The following is a 17,286-nucleotide window of genomic DNA, read 5'->3' on the forward strand; positions in this document are numbered from 1 at the left end:
CTTGAACCTTAATTAATTACATTATGAAAAGAACTACATTGCTTAAATTACTATTCATATTTTTCTGTATGCCTAGTTTTTTAATTGCTCAACAAAAAAACTCTCAAGAGTTTACTAAATGTCTTACTGACATTTATAATGCTGAATTACTAGAACAGTATCCTAACATGATGGGTAGCGAATCATTTAGACAGCAACTGAATACTAAAATTGAAGAATTGAGTAATTCACCTCAAAGAAGAGTTGTTATTGAAATTCCACTGGTTGTTCATGTCTTACACAATGGAGAACCTATTGGTAGCGGGCCTAACATTACTGATGCTCAAGTATTATCTCAAGTTACAGTCATGAATGAAGATTTTAGACGTATGGTTGGTACACCAGGTTACAATACAGATCCTGATGGTGCTGACGTTGAAGTAGAATTTGTCATGGCTCAACGAACTCCAGATGGTTGTCCAACCAATGGTATTAACCGTGTTAATATTTGTCAAGATGGCACTGACCAAGCTGATGTTCAGTTTTGGAAAACTCAAACTATTTGGGATCGTGATTTGTATATGAATATGTGGTCTTCAAAATATGTAGGTGATTTAACTACAGTATTGGGTTTTGCTCAATTTCCAGGAGGATCTGCAAACACTGATGGTGTTAGTGCTGGTCATACGTATTTTGGAAGTTCAGATTATGATGATGGTACATTTGCATTGAGTCCACCATATGACAAGGGCAGAACTATGACACATGAAGTAGGACATTATTTAGGATTATTACACACCTTTCAAGGTGGTTGTGGTGGTGGAGATCAGGTTGCGGACACACCTGCTGTAGATGATCCAAATTATGGTTGCCCTACAGGTCATCAGTCATGTGGAACGGTTGATATGATTGAAAATTATATGGATTATACCGACGACACATGTATGAATATTTTTACAAATGGTCAAAAAGCTCGAGTTCAGGCTATATTAGCAAGTTCAAGATCTAGTTTAGCGTCTTCAAATGGTGCGGATCCTCTTCCTCCTGTAAATAATGATAGTGCTGTTGCTATTGAAAGTTTAAATGTTTCTTGTGGTACGGAGGCTAACCCTGAAATAATTTTAACTAATTGGGGAACCAATACACTAACTAGTGCCACTATTACCTATGATATAGATGGAGGTACTTCAGAAAATTATAATTGGACTGGATCATTAGCTAATGGAGAGTCTGAAACAATCACGCTTTCTAGTATAACATCTACAGCTGGAGACCACGATTTAAACGTATCAATTTCAAGCACTGGAGATGCTCGTGCTTGTAATAATAATGCGACATCTTGCTTTACTTTAACTAGTAATTCTGGACCTTGTGCTTCTGTGGGTGATGCTACTGATGGTTATTTCACAAGTGTAAAAGGAGTTAGTTTCAATACAATTAATAATCTTGATAACAACCCACAAGGTGGTGGAGGAAATGACTTAGACGTTGGTTACAGTGATTTTACTAATTTATCAACTGACGTTAACAGAGAAAGCACTTATGATATAACAGTATATGTAAATACTGATGGTAACTTTCCTGTAGGTACGCGAGTTTGGATTGACTGGAATCAAAATTGTTCTTTGGATGATGCTGGTGAGGAATATGATTTGGGTGTTGCTCAAAATGTTGAAAATGGTCCAACTGGTAATTCTCCATTAAGTATTACAATCCCAAGTGACGCAGTACTAGGAAATACTATTATGAGAGTAGCAACACAATTTAATGCTTTCCCTGCACCTTGTTCCAACAATCATGATGCAGAAGTTGAAGATTACACCATAAATGTTTTAGGAAGTTTAAGCATTGAAGACTTTGTGCTTAATTCTATCCGTATTTATCCAAACCCAACAACTAATGTACTAAATATCTCGGTAAGTAATAATGATTTACCAGACTCTTACAGCATTTATAACATGTTGGGACAAACAGTTACAACAAAACAAATATCATCAAATGCTGATTTAAGCATTAATTCTTCTGAATTAAGCAACGGCATGTATTTTGTTAAAATAATAAAGAATGATTCAGCTGTGACGTTACCTTTTATAAAGGAATAACAGTTAGTTTCATAAATAAAAAAGAGGATTGAACAATTGTATCAATCCTCTTTTTTATTTTTGTATAAATACGTTTCACTTTGAAAATTAATCATTCCCTAAAAAATTCTTTCAAAACCAAAACTGTTGTTACCATTGGCACCTTTGATGGTGTACATGTTGGACATAAGAAAATCGTAAAAAGGCTCATAGAAACAGCTAAAAACAATGATTTAGAATCTGTTATTCTTACTTTTTTTCCGCATCCAAGAATGGTTTTGCAAAAAGATGCGAATATAAAATTGTTAAATACACTGAAGGAAAAACAAGCAATATTAGAAAATTTGGGACTGGATCATTTTATAGTTGAAAAATTTACACCTGAGTTTTCAAGATTAACGGCAGAAGAGTTTGTTAAACAATTACTAGTAGAACAATTAAACACTCAAAAAGTCATTATTGGATATGACCACCATTTTGGTAGAAACCGTTCAGCAAATATTGATGATTTAAGAAACTTTGGAAAAGATTATCATTTTGATGTTGAGGAAATTTCTGCTCAAGATGTAAACGACGTTTCTGTTAGTTCAACTAAAATTCGAAAGGCATTGATAAATGGTGACATTGAAACAGCAAATTTATTTTTGGGTTATCCTTATATGCTCACAGGGAAAGTGATTGAAGGCAAAGGGCTTGGTAAGCAAATAACATTCCCTACCGCTAATTTAAAAATAGAAGAAGACTACAAACTTATTCCAAAACAAGGTGTTTATGTTGTAAAAGGTTACTACAAAAATGAGGTTTTGTTTGGTATGATGAATATTGGGACAAATCCTACCATTGAAAAAAACAACGCACAATCTATTGAAATACATTTTTTCAACTTTAATAAGTCCATTTACAATGAAGAAATTCAAGTAGATTTATTACACAGAATACGTGATGAGCGAAAATTTGATTCCATAGACCAATTAAAAAATCAGTTAATCATCGACAAAAAGACAGCCGAAAGCTACCTTAAACCCAATGAACATTAACAGTTTTCTTTTCAAACAAATTGATAATAGTCCTCTAATTGTTTTTAGAATAATTTTTGGTCTTTTATGCTTTTTGGAATCTGTTGGTGCCATTTTTACTGGTTGGGTAAAACGAACCTTAATAGACCCTGAATTTACGTTTACATTTATAGGTTTTGAATGGTTACAACCATTACCTGGTTATGGTATGTATGCATACTATATAGTGATGGGAATTTTTGGACTCTTTATAATGTTGGGTTATAAGTACCGTTTTAGCACAATTATGTTTACCGTCATGTGGCTCATAACCTATTTGATGCAAAAATCCTCTTACAACAACCATTATTATCTACTTATACTTTTAAGTGCTATAATGGCTATTTTACCTGCACATAAATATGCTTCGATTGACGCAAAAAACAACCCTAATTTAAAAATGATTTCCATGCCCAATTGGTGCAGAGTGATTATTATTTTACAAATGTTTATTGTTTATACCTACGGATCTGTTGCCAAGATTTATCCTGACTGGTTGGATTTAACAGTTATGGAAATATTGATGAAAGGCAAACAACATTATTACATTGTAGGCGATCTATTACAGCAACATTGGGTCCATTATTTTTTGGCATATGGTGGTATTTTGTATGATGGCTTAATTATTCCATTACTGTTATACAAACCAACTCGAAAAGCTGCCTTTTTTGCTTCAATTTTTTTCCATTTATTTAATTCCATTGTTTTTCAAGTCGGTATTTTTCCCTACCTATCGTTAGCGTTTACGTTGTTCTTTTTTGATTCAAAAACTATTAATAGACTTTTTTTAAAGAGAAAGCCTTATTACGAAGGCTCCGAAATAAGCATTCCAAGCAACAGAAACATTCTATTAGGTGTGTTTTCAGTTTATTTTGTTATTCAAATTTTTCTTCCCCTTCGTCATCATGTTATAGAAGATAATGTTTTGTGGACTGAAGAAGCGCATCGTATGTCATGGCGCATGATGTTACGATCAAAATATGGTTACGCAACCTATTATGTTGTAGATAACAAAACTAATAAAACCACAACAGTTAATTTAAATGATTATCTGACTAAAAAACAACAACGTCCAGCTAGTACAAAACCAGATTTTATCTGGCAATTTTCTCAACGTTTAAAAAAAGAATATGCGGCAAAAGGACAAGATATTTCGGTGTTTGTTGACTGCAAAATAAGCGTTAATGGACGTCCATTTTCACCATTAATTGATAAGGAAGTAGATTTAGCTGCGATAGATTGGGACACTTTCAAACACAGCTCTTGGATTTTACCCTCAAAACTAGATTAAATCTCTAGGCAATTCCTTAAATTTGTGCCTTAATTTTTTAAGTATATGTTACAAGTATCTTTTATTAGGGAGCACAGAGATTTGGTTGTTGAGCGTTTAGCTAAAAGAAATTTGGATGCTACGCAAATGGTTGATGAAGCAATTCAGTTAGATGAAGAACGTAGAGCTATCCAAACAGAATTAGACAATACCCTTGCTGAATCAAATAGCCTTTCCAAAGAGATAGGGATGCTTTTTAAGAGTGGTGACGTTGATAAAGCCAATGCTCTAAAAACTAAAACTACCGATTTAAAAGAGTCTTCTAAAAGTTTATCTGAACAATTAGCTACAACCTCCAATGCGCTAAATGAGCTTCTATATAAAATTCCTAATATCCCACATGAATCTGTTCCTAATGGAACTTCAGATGAAGACAATGAAGAAATTTTTAAAGAAGGAGCTATCCCAAAACTGTATGATAACGCATTACCTCATTGGGAATTGGCAAAAAAATACGATATCATTGATTTTGAATTGGGAAACAAAATAGCTGGTGCAGGATTCCCAGTTTATAAAAATAAAGGCGCGCGTTTACAACGTGCTTTAATAGCTTACTTTTTGGACAAAAACACCGAAGCAGGCTATACTGAATATCAATTACCTCATTTGGTAAACGAAGCATCTGGTTATGGTACTGGTCAATTACCTGATAAAGAAGGCCAAATGTATCATGTAACTGAAGATAATTTATATTTAATTCCAACCGCAGAAGTACCAGGCACAAATATCTTTAGAGATGTTATTTTAGATCAAAGCGAATTACCAGTTACTATTACTGGCTATACACCATGTTTTCGTCGTGAAGCTGGTAGCTATGGCGCACATGTTCGTGGTTTAAACCGTTTACACCAATTCGATAAAGTTGAAATAATAAGAGTTGAGCATCCAGATAATTCTTATAATGCTTTTAATGGTATGATTGAGCATGTAAAAACCATTCTAAACGAGCTTAAATTACCATATAGAATCTTAAAGCTTTGCGGTGGCGATGTAACATTTGCTTCAGCGTTAACTTACGACTTTGAGGTATTTTCTACAGCTCAAGATCGTTGGTTAGAAATATCATCTGTTTCAAATTTTGAAACCTTTCAAGCGAATAGATTAAAGTTACGTTTCAAAAATAATGAAGGAAAAAAAGAATTGGCTCATACTCTCAATGGAAGTTCTTTAGCATTACCAAGAGTATTGGCTGGAATTTTGGAAAATTACCAAACCGAAAAAGGCATTAAAATACCAGATGTATTAATTCCTTACACTGGATTTTCAATTATTGATTAATTTGTAGTCTTTTTCTGTCTATTATATCAATTTAAGAACATAAAAATCGTTAAAAAGCAAAAATCACATGCTGTTTAACGATTTTTTTTTGTTTTTTAGAAAATAATTTCGATGTTTACAGTCCCAAAACTAAAAAACCTACTTATCATGAAAAATCTTAAACGCATTTTTCTACTATTGGCTTTAGCATTCATAGCGAGTAAAGTTTTATTTTCAGATATTGATATATCTCAAGAAAACAACTCAATAGTTATCGCTACCATAGCTTCTAAATAACATCACGATATAAAAATTGCCCCAATCGAGTAATTGAATCATGTTACAAACTAACAATGATTAATAGCACATTTATTTTGGTTGGTAAATGCCTGAAAAACCTTCAGGCATTTTTTTTATAAAAACATTCACAATAACTAGAGTTCACTTTTGTTATATTTACAAAAAGTACGTGTATGAGATTGCTGTTTATAATAAGTTTCTTAATAACTACTAGCCTGTTTTCACAAGAAGATTTGCTAGCTAAAGAATATTTTAAAAACGGTGAGTTTGAAAAAGCGTTAGCAACATATCAAGCCTTATACAATAAAACACCAAACAACAACACTTATTTTATTGCACTTATTAAATCTCACCAACAGCTTGAACAGTATGATGAGGCAGAAAGTTTGTTACAGAAACAAATTTCAAGAATTACCTATCCCGCTTTATATGTTGAATTAGGGTATAATTTTCAATTAAAAAATAATTTAGAACAAGCAAATGTCAATTATGACAAAGCCATTTCATTTGTAGATACTAACCCAAATTACGCTTTCTCTGTTGGCAAATATTTTGAAGACCGTTCACTATTAGAACGTGCGGTCACTACCTATGAAAAAGCCATGGAACTCAAGGCTGATTTAAATTTCAATTCACAACTAGCCAGAATTTATGGTGAACAAGGTAATATTGAAAAAATGTTTGAAAGCTATTTAAATTTCATGGAGTTTAATGACACCTATGTTAATAGAATCAAACAAGCTTTTAATCAATTTATATCGGAGGATAGTGAAAATGGGAACAATCTCATTCTAAAAAAAATACTACTCAAAAAAATTCAACAAAAACCAGACCTGCTATGGAATGAGTTGTTAAGCTGGCTTTTTATACAACAAAAAGACTATAAAAAAGCTTTCACACAAGAAAAGGCTATTTTCAACAGAAAGCCTGAAAGTTTAGACCGAATAAATGAGCTCGCCTTTATTGCTGAAAATGATCAGGAATATGAGATTGCAAAAACAATTTTTACTTATATCACTGAAACAGCACAAGACCCAGAAATCCAAATTGAGGCTTATAATAATTTACTTCAGATTGAAGTTGAAACCAATGAGGATACCAATACCATTGATAAAAGTTACCAAGAACTTTTTGAAACCTATGGAAGATCTTTAAGAACATTGTCTCTACAAATTTCATACGCTCATTTTTTGGCATTCTACAAACATGAAACTGCAAATGCATCTAAATTACTCAAGAAATGTTTGGATTTACCTTTAACAGACTTACAAGAAGGTAAAGTAAAACTAGAACTTGCAGACATATTGGTATTTGAAGAAAAATTTAACGAAGCATTAATTTATTACTCTCAAATTCAACGAAATTTAAAGAACAGTACCATTTCACAAGAAGCGCGATTTAAGGTGGCGCGAACTAGTTATTTTAAAGGTGATTTTAATTGGGCTGAATCACAACTTAAAGTTTTAAAATCATCAACTTCTCAATTAATAGCCAACGACGCACTAGACCTTATGCTTTTAATTACTGATAACAAGTTTGAAGATTCAACCCAGACAGCTTTAAAGCTTTATGCCAAAGCTGATTTGTTAGCTTTTCAAAACAGAACTGATGAAGCCATTACTATTCTAGACAAAGTTTTAATAGAACACAAAGGAAAAACCATTGAAGATCAAGCATTGTACAAGCAGGCGAAACTTTTTGAAGAGAAAAAAGAATTTGAAAAGGCTGAAGCCAATTATTTAAATATCATTACTAATTACAAAGAAGATCTTTTGGCTGATGATGCGTACTTTGCCTTGGCAGAACTTTACGAAAAACAACTACAGCAGCCTGAAAAAGCCAAAGAATATTATGAGCAAGTTCTGTTTAATTATGAGGACAGTATTTACTTTGTTGAAGCACGAAAAAAATACCGTATGCTTCGTGGCGATGCTATAAATTAATAAAAAGATCATACTTTTCAATGCATCACATATTCGCTTAAATTAAATTCTTGTTATAAAAAAGAGATAAAATACTTTGATTATGGCATATAACTCTTGTACTTTGTCTTGTTATTATTTCCAAAAAATGAGATTATGATTATTTATAACGTTACCATAAATATTGATGATAGTGTTCACAACGAATGGTTAGAATGGATGAAATCTGAACATATACCACAAGTACTTGCTACAGGTAAATTTAAAGAAGCGCGATTAACAAAGGTTTTAGTTGAAGAAGAACAAGGCGGTGTAACTTATTCTATTCAATTTAGAGCTTTGTCACGCCAAGCACTAGACGATTATTATAATAATGATGCAGAAGCTTTAAGAAATGAAAGCTCAAAAAAGTTTGCTGATAAAATGTTAGCCTTTAGAACTGAATTGGAAATAATTGACGAATACACCGTAAATTTTAAGGAATAAACATGTCAGTAAAAGCAAAAAAACATTTAGGTCAGCACTTTTTAAAAGACGAAAATATTGCTCGCAAAATAGCAGCTACTTTGTCTTACAAAAATTACAATCACGTATTGGAGATTGGCCCAGGAATGGGTGTGCTCACCAAATATTTGCTTGAAAAAGACATTACAACTCACGTTATTGAAATCGATACTGAATCAGTTGATTATTTAAAGGCTAACTATCTTAATCTTGCTGATAGGATCATTGAACAAGACTTTTTAAAATATAATTTAAAAGATATATTTAACGATGAACCTTTTGCGATCATCGGAAATTTCCCTTACAACATTTCGTCGCAAATTGTATTTAAACTATTAGAAATACGTCAGCAAGTTCCCGAGTTTTCAGGTATGTTTCAAAAGGAAGTTGCTATGCGTATATGCTCAAAAGAGGGCAGTAAAGCTTATGGTATCCTATCTGTTTTAACTCAAGCTTTTTACAATGCCAACTATCTATTTACAGTTCCTCCTTCAGTGTTTAATCCACCTCCAAAAGTAGATTCTGGTGTGTTGCTGCTCAAACGTAAAGACAACTACACATTACCTTGTGACGAAAAACTATTCTTCAAAGTTGTAAAAACCGGTTTTCAGCAGCGACGCAAGACGCTTCGCAATAGTTTAAAAACACTCAATTTATCTGATAATTTAAAAGCAAATGTTATATTTGACAAAAGACCAGAACAATTAAGTGTTTTAGAGTTTATAGAGCTCACATTGCTTATTGAAAACGATTAAATCCTTTGGTAGAAGAAAACGAAAACATACAATTTCAATTGACTGATGAACTCATTGAAAAGGTTGAAACCCTTATCGAACAACAAGACGATAAAGAGTTAAAAACCCTTTTTAAAGAGTTCCATTACGCTGATATTGCCGAAATTCTTGATGAACTCAATCAAGAGGAAGCAGTGTATGTTATTAAGCTATTAGATTCCGAAACCACTTCGGATGTCTTAATGGAATTAGATGAGGACATTAGAGAAAAGGTTTTAAAAAATCTTTCAGCCAAAGAGATTGCTGAAGAAATTGAGGAGCTAGATACCGATGATGCGGCGGACATGATTTCGGAACTTCCCGAAGAACGTCAGGAAGAAGTTATTTCAAATATTGAAGATGCTGAACACAAAGCCGAAATTGAAGAGCTTTTAGCTTATGATGAGGATACTGCTGGTGGCCTCATGGCTAAAGAGTTGGTAAAAGTCTATGAAACCTGGACCGTTGCTGGTTGTATGCGTCGCATTCGTGGACAAGCCAAAGATGTCACACGTGTGCATTCCATTTACGTGGTTGATAAAGAAGACAAACTTATTGGAAGATTATCATTAAAAGATCTCATTACTGCAAAAAGCGACCAAAAAATTGCTGAAATATCTAACTCCAATGTTGACTATGTTTATGTTGATGAAGATGTGGAAGACGTTGCCAAAATCATGCAAAAATACGATTTGGAAGCCATACCTGTTTTAGACCAAAACAACACGCTTGTTGGACGTATTACTATTGATGATATTGTTGATGTTATTCGTGAAGAAGCTGATAAGGATTACCAGTTAGCAGCAGGTATTTCTCAAGATGTTGAAGCAGATGATAGTATTCTTGAACTCACCAAAGCGCGACTACCTTGGCTTATTTTAGGTCTGTTTGGTGGTTTAGGAAGTGTGTTTATTATGAAAGACTATGAGCATATCATGTCTACAGTCCCTTCCTTGTTTTTTTACACACCTTTAATAGCAGCTATGGCAGGAAATGTTGGTGTACAATCGAGTGCTATTATTGTTCAAGGTTTAGCAAATGACAATGTAAAAGGTAGTCTACTGAAGCGTTTACTAAAGGAAGTTGGCTTAAGTCTTATTAACGGCTTTGCTTTAGCTTTACTAGTTATACTCTTTGGATTTATAATTGGTCAAGACACAACTGAAAGTATTGCAATAGCAGTTTCAATGATGTCGGTTATTGTTGTGGCAGCACTTGTTGGGACATTCGTTCCTATTATTCTAGATAAACGCGGAATTGACCCAGCAATAGCGACAGGTCCATTTATTACAACTAGTAATGATATTTTAGGTATTTATTTATTTTTTGTTTTAGCAGGATTGATTATTGGATTCTAAATACCGATGGCTTTTGTACCTTTATACTATGAAAGCTATAAATATTCAAGATAAATTTTCGAAATTTTCAAAAAACTGGCATCCACATCAGATAGCCTTAGTAGATGATATGCAGGTCATTTTAGCCAAATTAAAAGGTGAATTTGTTTGGCATAAACACGACAATGAAGATGAGCTATTTCAAGTTATAAAAGGAACCCTTTACATGCAATTCCGAGACAGAACTGAAACCGTTAATGAAGGTGAATTAATTGTTGTTCCAAAAGGTGTTGAACACAATCCCATGACCAAAAATGATGAGGAAGTACATGTACTTCTTTTTGAAAAATTAAGTACCGGACATACTGGTAATGTTCAACATGAAAAAACACAAACACATTATCCGAAAATTTAATAATGAAAATCCTCCACCTCGATACGAATCATCCATTATTAATCAATCAACTTAATGATTTAGGCTTCACTAATCATGAAGATTATTCTTCATCAAAAGAGGAAGTTGAAGCAAAAATTCATGATTATGATGGTATAGTTATAAGAAGTCGATTTACAATTGATAAACAATTTTTAAATGCTGCAGCAAACTTAAAATTTATTGGTCGCGTAGGTGCAGGATTAGAAAATATTGATTGTGACTATGCAGAAGGAAAAGGTGTTTATCTTATTTCAGCACCTGAAGGCAATCGAAATGCTGTTGGCGAATATGCATTAGGTATGTTACTGTCACTTTTTAACAACCTCAACAAAGCCGATCGAGAAGTGCGCGAAGGAAAATGGCTTCGTGAAGACAATCGTGGTGTAGAATTAGATGGTAAAATAGTAGGTATTATTGGATATGGCAATATGGGAAAAGCCTTTGCAAAAAAGCTTCGTGGGTTTGATATTGATGTTATTTGTTATGATATAAAAGATGGTGTTGGTGATGAATATGCTAAACAAGTTACTTTAAAAGAATTTCAAGAACGGGTTGATGTAGTTAGTTTACACACACCACAAACAGCCTTAACACTGAACATGATTAATAAGGCATTTATCAATGCCTTTGTAAAACCGTTTTGGTTTATCAATACAGCTCGTGGGAAAAGTGTGGTAACAAATGATTTGGCAAAAGCTTTACAAACAGGTAAAATTCTTGGTGCTGGTTTAGATGTTTTAGAATATGAAAAAGCATCCTTTGAAAATTTATTTAAAAGAAACGATGACGAGATACCATTAGCTTTTCGGTTTTTAATTGAAGCAAATAATGTAATCCTGTCGCCTCACGTTGCAGGATGGACTCTAGAAAGTAAAGAAAAGCTAGCACAGACAATAGTCGATAAAATTAAAGCCAAATTTTGCTAACTTTCTAACATGAAAAAAACAATTCTTGTTTTTGGCTTACTCATTTTAGCACTACTTGTATTATTTCAATTAAGTAAATTTTCTGTTGTTTCTGGAGATATGAATATTGAAAGCACAATTGCAATTGTAGCTGTTATATTCTTTTTTGTTGGTGTTTATATTCACAAAAAAAGCTTGCCAAAAGAGCAGTTGGAATCCAATGAAATAGACACTTCCAAAATTCAGCAACTAGATATAACTAATAGAGAGTATGAAGTTTTAAAATTTATATCTGAAGGCTTATCTAACAAAGAGATTGGTGAAAAATTATTTGTGTCTGAAAGTACCATAAAAACACATGTGTCTAATCTATTGGTAAAATTGAATGCCAAACGACGAACGGAAGCCGTAAAAATTGCCAAACAACTTCAAATTATTTAATTTCTTTACTTTTAGGACTAAAGTATGAGTCATTTGGTACTTTAGTATGAGCTTATTTTCTACTGTTGTGCTACTTTTGACAAACAACATTAAATAACTTTAATTATGAAATTAGGAGCTTTTTCTATGAGCTTAAGTGTAAAAGACTTATCAGCTTCAAAATTGTTTTATGAGAAATTAGGCTTTCAGGTTTTTGCTGGAGACATGGACAAAAATTATCTCATTATGAAAAATGGTAATGCTTTAATAGGCTTATTTCAAGGCATGTTTGAAAACAACATTTTAACCTTTAATCCAGGTTGGGATGAGAATGCAAACACGCTTAAAAACTTCACAGATGTTCGTGATATTCAAGCGCATTTAAAAAAACAAGATGTCTCATTTCACACCGAAGTAAAAGAAAACACTTCTGGTCCTGGAAGTTTTGTGATTTCAGATCCAGATGGAAACATCATTCTAGTAGATCAACACATTCAATAAAACTAACTTAAAATATTATGAAAAACACAGTTATTAAGTACGGACTTTACGCATTATTAAGTGGCTTTATCTTATTCGGATTACCTTTCTTGTTTGGTATGGGAGTCGATTTTGATTATGGTGAACTGATTGGTTATACATCAATGATACTATCTCTATTATTTGTTTATTTTGGTATTAAACACTATCGTGACAAAGTTAATGAAGGGAATGTTTCTTTAGGAAAAGCTATAAAAATCGGCATGCTGATAGCATTGTTTTCTGCTGTTGGTGTTGCGCTATTTGATTACATCTATACAACGCAAATTAACCCTGATTTTGCTAATGAATATCTAGATTATTCTATAAAAAAAATGGAAACCACTTTATCTCCTGAAGAATTAAAGATTAAAAGTGCAGAGCTCAAACAACAAATGGAAGATTATGGAAGCCCAACTTTTATGGCTATCATGATGTTTGCCTCTGTTGTAATCCTAGGATTTGTTATATCTTTAATTTCTGGATTAATTTTACAACGTAAAAACTAATATTATGCAATATGAAGCCACTTCTCCTGAAGATTACATAAGTCAAGTACCTGAAGACCGTCAGGAAGCCTTAAAAACATTACGTAAAACTATAAAAGACAATCTGCCAAAAGGATTTGAAGAAGGTATGCAATACAAAATGATTGGTTATTACGTGCCACATTCAGTGTATCCAGATGGTTACCATTGTGACCCAAAAACACCATTACCATTTATGAGCTTTGCTTCTCAAAAAAACTCGGTAAACTTATATCATAGTGGTATTTATGCCAAAAAAGAATTGCATGATTGGTTTGTAAATGAATACCCAAAGCACTGTAAACGTAAACTGGATATGGGTAAAAGCTGTATTCGTTTTAAAAAAATAGAAGAAATTCCTTTTAAACTCATTGGTGAATTGACTAGAAAAATGACTTGTGACGAATGGATAGACATTTATGAAACAGCTTTAAAAAAGAAATAAAAAATGAAAAAACGCGTAATTGGAATTGGTGGGTTATTTTTTAAAAGTAAAGACCCAAATGCTACAAAAAATTGGTATAACAAACATCTAGGTTTTAATACCGATGATTATGGCTGTACATTTTGGTGGCAAGATAAAGATGGTAACAATTGCTCAACACAATGGAGCCCATTTCCTGAAGACACAAAATATTATGAGCCTTCTAAAAAAGATTTTATGTTTAATTACCGTGTCGAAAATTTAAAGGAATTATTAGACACTTTAAAAGAAGAAGGTGTTACAATTATTGGAGATATTCAAGAGTATGACTATGGAAAATTTGGTTACATTATGGATAATGATGGTAATAAAATAGAACTCTGGGAGCCAGTTGATAGTGCTTTTAAGTAATTTATTCTTCTTGCTGTTCAGAGATTTTTCGCTCTAACTCGGCTTGAAATTCTTCCATGACCGGTTTTACAGTACTTTCTGGAAGATCTGCTATTTTAATATACATCAAACCATCAACCGAATTATTGAACAAGGGGTCCACATTAAAAGCCACTAGTTTAGCGTTTTGTTTGATATATTTTTTGAGTAAGACGGGCAATCTTAAGGCTCCTGGCTCTACCTCATCAATAATTTTATCAAACTTATTCAAATCGGCTTCAGCTTCATCAAAAACAAAATCTTTATCAGCATCTTTGAGCTTCACTTTAAAAGCCTTTTTTGGATGTACATATTGTGCCACATATGGGTCATAATAATGAGACATCATGAACTCAATCATTAACGATTTTGAGAAGTTTGAAAATTGATTGCTAATACTCACACCTCCAATCAAGTACTTGTGTTCAGGGTGACGTAATGTTGTATGTACAATGCCCTTCCAAAGTAAAAATAAAGGCATAGGTTTTTGTTGATAATCTTTAATGATAAATGCGCGACCCATTTCAATAGATTGACTCATCATTTTATACAATTCTGGTTCAAATCGGAATAAATCCTGAAGGTAAAAACCATCAATTCCATATCGTGAAAATATTTCAGAACCCAAGCCCATTCTATAGGCTCCAGCAATCAAATTATTATCTTCATCCCAAAGAAACATGTGATAATAATACGTATCAAAAGCATCTAAATCTATAGCTTCATTGGTGCCCTCTCCCACCTCTCTAAACGTAATCTCTCGGAGTCGCCCTATCTCTTGTAAGATGTTTGGTATTTCTTTTGCAGGTGCCAAAAACACCTCGTAATTTTTACTTTGTAATAATCTAAAGTCATTGGCTCTTAACGCTTCAACTTCCTTGAACATTAATTCTTTATCAACTTGACCAACAATACGTTTCGGTGGTTTTGGAAGTTTTAAAGTTGAAGGAAAGTTACCTAACAACTTATCTTTTTCATCAAATGAATTAGAAAGCATATACGTTTTCTTTCTTAAAAATTCAGAAAACTCCTCTAAAGTAGCGTGCTCCTTTTGATCATTAACCGAAATTGGCCTACCTATCCTGACTTTGATGATTCGGCGTTTTTGAGTTAATAGTTCAGATGGTAATTTTGCTGTTCTGAAAGTGTCACTTATTTTAGATAACTTATAAAACAACTTACTGTTTTTTGCATGAAAATAAATAGGAACAACAGGCACTTCAGCTTTATGAACCAATTTCATGGCTGCCTCTTCCCATGGTCTATCCACAACTAATTTCCCGTCTTTATAAGTAGAAACTTCACCTGCTGGAAAAACACCTAATGGGTGCCCATTTCTTAAATGCATAATAGCATTTTTGAAACCTGAAATACTAGATTTAATATCCTTCCTGTCTTCAAAAGGATTAACAGGCATAATGTAAGGCTTCAGTGGTTCAATTCTATGCAATAAAAAATTGGCAATGATTTTAAAGTCCTTACGTTGTTCTAGCATTAATTTTAGAAGTAAAATCCCATCTATGCCTCCTAATGGATGATTAGACACCGTAATATAAGCACCATCCTTTGGTAAACGCTTTAAGTCTTCTTCGGGTATTTCAAATTTTATTTGGAATTCATCTAAAATGGCATCGAGAAATTCAAGTTCTGTTAAATGCTTGTTACGATTATAAATAGCATTAAGCGTAGAAATTTTTAAAACTTTCATTAAAATCCAACCAACAAATGTTCCTACAAAGCCATATTTATCTAACTGTATGGCAGTTGCAACTTCTTTTGCAGTTACTAGTCCTTTTTTTGGTTGATTTGTCATATTTACAAATGTAGTTATTTTGTTTATTTAGTAACCATTTGCATTGTTTCTTGTGTTAACTGCTTTAGTAATACAACTTTACCTTTCTCTAATTGGTCTATAGCTGCATTATCATAATGCCTAATAGTATATAAGGACACGTTTTCATAACAAGTTACCTTAAACTTTGCCTTTAAATGTTGTAATAACTTTTCTAAATTCTTGTAACCATTATCAAAACAAACTGAAAAACTTATCGCTGAATTTTGAATAACATCAACTTTCATTTTATACAGATGCAACAGATTAAAAATTTCACTGATGTTTTCTTCCACGATATAAGAAAAGTCTAATGAAGACAGTGAGATTAACACTTGATCTTTTTTAAGTATAAAACATGGGATTTCAGGTTCTAATCCTTGGCCTTTAGCAACAGCTGTTCCCGGATTTTTAGGGTTCAGAAATGACTTTACATACAACGGAATCTCCTTTCGCTGCAACGGTTGTAATGTTTTTGGGTGAATAACAGATGCGCCATAAAAAGCTAATTCTATCGCTTCACGATAGGATATTTTATGAAGTAATTGGGCATTCTCAAAATACCGTGGATCAGCGTTTAAAACGCCTGGCACATCTTTCCAAATAGTAACGCTGTCTGCATTTAAACAGTACGCAAAAATAGCTGCTGTATAATCACTTCCTTCTCTACCTAACGTAGTGGTAAAGTTATTGGAATCACTTCCTAAAAATCCTTGAGTAATGTTTAAATTATTTTGCTTAAAGTTTTTTGATATGAGGCTTTGTGTCTTTTCCCAATCAACGTTGGCTCTACGGTAATAATTATCTGTTTTAATAAACTCTCTTACATCTATCCATGTGTTTTTTAAACCCATTTCATTTAGATAAGCACTTACAATTGTTGTTGAAACCAATTCACCAAATCCTATGGTTTGATCATAAACATAGTTGTAATCTGGCGATTTATTACGATCAAAAAATGCAGTTAATTCATCAAATAATGTTGATATTGCTTTAAAGATATTGTGATTTTCATTTTCAAATAAATCCAGTAAAATAGCATTATGGAATTTTCTAACATCCTGAATGGAACTCCTTAAGGCTGCTTTATTATTAAAATAATTATCAATAACCTGTTCAATAGCATTGGTTGTTTTTCCCATTGCTGATATGACAATTAACGTTTTTGAATGACCTGTCTCATTTAAGACACTTAATAAATTCCTTACACCTTCAGCATCTTTTACTGATGCTCCTCCAAATTTAAATATGCGCATA

General features: G+C 32.8%; 18 protein-coding genes. 16 read left to right on the top strand and 2 right to left on the bottom strand.

Annotation, left to right across the window (positions count from 1 at the left end):
• Positions 1 to 23: 23 nt before the first annotated feature.
• The 16 genes from C1S72_RS06815 (at position 24) to C1S72_RS06885 (ending at position 14,180) form a co-directional block, all read left to right on the top strand.
• Positions 24 to 2,081 (top strand): M43 family zinc metalloprotease, encoded by a 2,058-nt coding sequence (locus C1S72_RS06815; protein WP_104734873.1) that lies wholly within the window; start codon positions 24 to 26, stop codon positions 2,079 to 2,081.
• Between the two features lie 80 nt (positions 2,082 to 2,161).
• Entirely contained in the window at positions 2,162 to 3,097 is a 936-nt protein-coding gene (locus C1S72_RS06820) for a bifunctional riboflavin kinase/FAD synthetase (RefSeq protein WP_104734874.1), read from the top strand.
• Positions 3,087 to 4,406: an HTTM domain-containing protein gene (locus tag C1S72_RS06825; protein ID WP_104734875.1), complete on the top strand. Its 1,320-nt coding sequence runs from the start codon at positions 3,087 to 3,089 to the stop codon at positions 4,404 to 4,406. Before C1S72_RS06820 ends, C1S72_RS06825 begins: the two co-directional genes overlap by 11 nt.
• Positions 4,407 to 4,451: 45 nt before the next feature.
• Positions 4,452 to 5,723, top strand: coding sequence for a serine--tRNA ligase (gene serS / locus C1S72_RS06830; RefSeq protein WP_104734876.1), 1,272 nt, complete (start codon positions 4,452 to 4,454; stop codon positions 5,721 to 5,723).
• Positions 5,724 to 5,870: 147 nt separating this feature from the next.
• On the top strand, positions 5,871 to 5,999 hold the full coding sequence (locus C1S72_RS14565) for a hypothetical protein (RefSeq protein ID WP_262496519.1): 129 nt from the start codon (positions 5,871 to 5,873) through the stop codon (positions 5,997 to 5,999).
• 176 nt (positions 6,000 to 6,175) lie between these two features.
• Positions 6,176 to 7,945 carry a tetratricopeptide repeat protein gene (locus C1S72_RS06835; RefSeq protein ID WP_104734877.1) on the top strand — a complete coding sequence of 590 codons (1,770 nt, stop codon included), beginning with the start codon at positions 6,176 to 6,178 and terminating at the stop codon, positions 7,943 to 7,945.
• A 135-nt stretch (positions 7,946 to 8,080) separates the two neighbouring features.
• On the top strand, positions 8,081 to 8,410 hold the full coding sequence (locus tag C1S72_RS06840) for a DUF4286 family protein (RefSeq protein ID WP_104734878.1): 330 nt from the start codon (positions 8,081 to 8,083) through the stop codon (positions 8,408 to 8,410).
• A 2-nt stretch (positions 8,411 to 8,412) separates the two neighbouring features.
• Entirely contained in the window at positions 8,413 to 9,183 is a 771-nt protein-coding gene (rsmA, locus tag C1S72_RS06845; RefSeq protein WP_104734879.1) for a 16S rRNA (adenine(1518)-N(6)/adenine(1519)-N(6))-dimethyltransferase RsmA, read from the top strand.
• Positions 9,184 to 9,209: 26 nt separating this feature from the next.
• A complete protein-coding gene (gene mgtE, locus C1S72_RS06850) occupies positions 9,210 to 10,559 on the top strand; it encodes a magnesium transporter (RefSeq protein WP_104735820.1) in 1,350 nt (449 codons plus the stop codon).
• Positions 10,560 to 10,587: 28 nt separating this feature from the next.
• Complete coding sequence (locus C1S72_RS06855; protein ID WP_104734880.1) at positions 10,588 to 10,953, top strand: cupin domain-containing protein; 366 nt, start codon at positions 10,588 to 10,590, stop codon at positions 10,951 to 10,953.
• Positions 10,954 to 10,955: 2 nt separating this feature from the next.
• Positions 10,956 to 11,900 (top strand): 2-hydroxyacid dehydrogenase, encoded by a 945-nt coding sequence (locus tag C1S72_RS06860; protein WP_104734881.1) that lies wholly within the window; start codon positions 10,956 to 10,958, stop codon positions 11,898 to 11,900.
• Positions 11,901 to 11,909: 9 nt separating this feature from the next.
• Positions 11,910 to 12,320: a response regulator transcription factor gene (locus tag C1S72_RS06865; RefSeq protein ID WP_104734882.1), complete on the top strand. Its 411-nt coding sequence runs from the start codon at positions 11,910 to 11,912 to the stop codon at positions 12,318 to 12,320.
• A 105-nt stretch (positions 12,321 to 12,425) separates the two neighbouring features.
• Positions 12,426 to 12,800, top strand: a complete 375-nt coding sequence (locus tag C1S72_RS06870) for a VOC family protein (RefSeq protein ID WP_104734883.1) — start codon at positions 12,426 to 12,428, stop codon at positions 12,798 to 12,800.
• 17 nt (positions 12,801 to 12,817) lie between these two features.
• Positions 12,818 to 13,327 carry a DUF4199 domain-containing protein gene (locus C1S72_RS06875; RefSeq protein WP_104734884.1) on the top strand — a complete coding sequence of 170 codons (510 nt, stop codon included), beginning with the start codon at positions 12,818 to 12,820 and terminating at the stop codon, positions 13,325 to 13,327.
• A gap of 4 nt (positions 13,328 to 13,331) precedes the next feature.
• Entirely contained in the window at positions 13,332 to 13,790 is a 459-nt protein-coding gene (locus C1S72_RS06880; protein ID WP_104734885.1) for a DUF1801 domain-containing protein, read from the top strand.
• 3 nt (positions 13,791 to 13,793) lie between these two features.
• The gene (locus C1S72_RS06885; protein ID WP_104734886.1) at positions 13,794 to 14,180 is read left to right on the top strand and encodes a VOC family protein; all 387 of its coding nucleotides are present in this window, start codon (positions 13,794 to 13,796) and stop codon (positions 14,178 to 14,180) included.
• Position 14,181: 1 nt separating this feature from the next.
• Here C1S72_RS06885 and C1S72_RS06890 read toward each other — a convergent pair whose 3' ends face one another.
• Positions 14,182 to 16,011 carry a GNAT family N-acyltransferase gene (locus tag C1S72_RS06890; protein ID WP_104734887.1) on the bottom strand — a complete coding sequence of 610 codons (1,830 nt, stop codon included), beginning with the start codon at positions 16,009 to 16,011 and terminating at the stop codon, positions 14,182 to 14,184.
• A gap of 23 nt (positions 16,012 to 16,034) precedes the next feature.
• Positions 16,035 to 17,285: an aspartate kinase gene (locus tag C1S72_RS06895; RefSeq protein WP_104734888.1), complete on the bottom strand. Its 1,251-nt coding sequence runs from the start codon at positions 17,283 to 17,285 to the stop codon at positions 16,035 to 16,037.
• Position 17,286 lies beyond the last annotated feature (1 nt).

Origin of the sequence: Hanstruepera ponticola, from assembly GCF_002940745.1 — a bacterium.
Taxonomy (GTDB): Bacteria; Bacteroidota; Bacteroidia; order Flavobacteriales; family Flavobacteriaceae; genus Hanstruepera; species Hanstruepera ponticola.